This is a genomic window from Methylobacterium sp. WL18 (assembly GCF_008040015.1).
Taxonomy (GTDB): Bacteria; Pseudomonadota; Alphaproteobacteria; order Rhizobiales; family Beijerinckiaceae; genus Methylobacterium; species Methylobacterium mesophilicum.
Genome location: NZ_VRVD01000732.1, coordinates 1 through 2121 on the forward strand (window position 1 = coordinate 1; position 2121 = coordinate 2121).

The 2121-nt window shown below is 71.2% G+C and carries 2 protein-coding genes and 2 pseudogenes; 2 read left to right on the top strand and 2 right to left on the bottom strand.

All coding sequences use genetic code 11. The features are described 5' to 3' along the window. Positions 1 to 269: pseudogene (locus FV228_RS27620) on the bottom strand (hypothetical protein); the annotation flags it as partial. Between the two features lie 114 nt (positions 270 to 383). After that, the gene (locus tag FV228_RS27625) at positions 384 to 671 is read right to left on the bottom strand and encodes a DUF3761 domain-containing protein (RefSeq protein WP_147857426.1); all 288 of its coding nucleotides are present in this window, start codon (positions 669 to 671) and stop codon (positions 384 to 386) included. A gap of 866 nt (positions 672 to 1537) precedes the next feature. Between FV228_RS27625 and FV228_RS33500 the strand changes: the two genes are divergently transcribed. Together FV228_RS33500 and FV228_RS27630 are read left to right on the top strand one after the other, a co-directional pair. Then, positions 1538 to 1792: a hypothetical protein gene (locus tag FV228_RS33500; RefSeq protein WP_147898984.1), complete on the top strand. Its 255-nt coding sequence runs from the start codon at positions 1538 to 1540 to the stop codon at positions 1790 to 1792. 133 nt (positions 1793 to 1925) lie between these two features. After that, a pseudogene (locus FV228_RS27630) lies at positions 1926 to 2121 on the top strand (LysR family transcriptional regulator); the annotation flags it as partial.

Consider the following 2121-nt stretch of genomic DNA (forward strand, 5'->3'; position numbering starts at 1 on the left):
CCGACCGCCTCGGCGACGTCGCCGGGATCGTTCTGCGCCGCGCCGATGAGGCGGGTGAGCGCCGCCCGGCGCGACTCCGGCCAGCGCGTCACCAGGTCCTGCCGCCAGCGCCGCGGCCTCAGCCAGCCGGACCGGGCGTTCCAGGTGGAGATCGTGGCCGGCTTGACGCCGGTGCGGGCGCCGATCTCGTCGAGCGTCAACGCGGTCTCGCGCAGGAGCTGCTCGGCCAGGGCGCGCCGCTCCGCGGGAAGCGCATCGAAGGACCGCATCGCCGCCGCTCCGCACACTTCTCGACCGTGCCCGTCTCGTAGCCGAGGAGCGCGACGGTGTCAATCTATAAAATCCTAGGTTCGGATTTTAGGCCGATTTTTGGCGCCCTGGCCTCACCCCTCCCACCGCGCCACGCCGCCGTGGCCGGAGCAGGTGCCGCGCCGTGTGTGGCTGAAGCTCCAGGTGTCGTCGCGGCACTTGGCCGTGGCGCCGGCCGGCTTGCCGCCGTCGCGGGTCTTGGCCGGGCGATGCACCTCGGAGCCGTCGCGGCTGCGGTAATGGCCGTGCCGGTCCAGGGTCGATTCGTCCGGCTCGCGGACATCCCGGGCGCAGGCGGCGCCCGAGAGTCCCAGAAGCACGGCACCGGCCAGCGCCAGCCGCGCGCAGGCATGCGGGCTCACCGGTCGGCATCGCGTTGGGCGACCGGGCCTGGCGATCGCGCCGGCATGCGGAGTGCCGCTACCCCGGGGCCCGGAACCGTCGCGCGCAGTGCCGTTCGACCCGGTGACGCTCCGCCCGCGACCGCCGCCGAATCCTCGGGCGGGCGCGGCGTCGGCCGACGGCAAAACCCCGGGGCGGATCGGGTTCGGTCTCACAGGGCACCCTATGGGTTGTGTCTATTGGCATCAGACACAACCCATGCGGGACGTCACGCACGATCTCGGGTGATCTTTAAATATTTCGCACGTTGTCATCGTGGGCGACGAGGCCGCGACGGTCGCGCCGCGTCCCAGGCGAGACCCGGCCTGCCCCGCGCGGCACCGCGACGGCGCGCGAGGGCGAAATTCCCTTGCGGGACCGGGTGTTGCGCAGGGATCCGGCCACATCGGCTGAGCGAGATCCCCCACCGTCGACGGCCCTTCGATGCCATCGACGGTGGTTCTTTCGGGTCCCGGCGATGCCCGCGGCGCCCGAGAGCGGCAGCGCTGTCGATGGCGCCGGCGCAGGCCTCCAGAGCAGAGCGACAGGTCCGGGACTGCACGCGATCGAGACAGACCTTCGCGTATGCGGTGGCTCGGCGCCCATTGGACACCGAGCACAGGTCTAGCAAAAGTCTTGAGGCACCCCGAAATCGAGCGCGATACTTTATTGGTCGATCCGTGCTTTCGCTGCAATCACCCGCGTCCGATCTGCGTATTGGACATGGAGCGAGCGGTTTTCGTCGCGTGTCCTGCAAAAATACCGGGGTTGCCGGGATGACCTGTGCGGCGGTAATCTATGCGACTGGCGCGTCGGCGGCGCGTTCGAAAATGAATACGGGGGCGAAGTGTTCGTTCTGGTTCTGGCCACCCTGGCGGGTGGCATCCTGACCTGTGTCGGCGCATGGCCTTGGTTCGGCCTCGGCGCGCTCCTCCTGGGTCCGTTCGGCGCCGGAAGCGCTGCGGTCTTCGCCGGCCTCCTCCTCGCCGCCCTGCGCAGCCGGCATCCCGCCGCCGCGCACAAGCCGATGGTGAACATCCAGTCCGAGGCGCCCCGCGCCGTCGCCAACGATACGCTGTCGGGCCAGCGCCGCCGGGCCTGACCCGCGGCCTGGACATCGGACGCGGGAGGTTCGACCCGACCCAGATTGCGCGGATCGCCCGCAGGCTCGGGGAGGCGCCGCTCGGCCTGTTCGGCACGCGCGGCTCTTCGAGCGCCGGGGTCGGCCCCGCACGGTGGCGGACCTCGACGCGCACGACGTCCTCGGCTTCGACCGCAGCGACGCCCTGTTGCGGGCCTATGCCGCCCACGGGCTCCGGGCGACGCGCACGGATTTCCCGATCCGCTGCGACGACCAGATGGCCTACTGGACCCTGATGCGGGCCGGGGCCGGCCTCGGCTTCGCCCAGGTCGTCCTGGCGGCGCGCCACC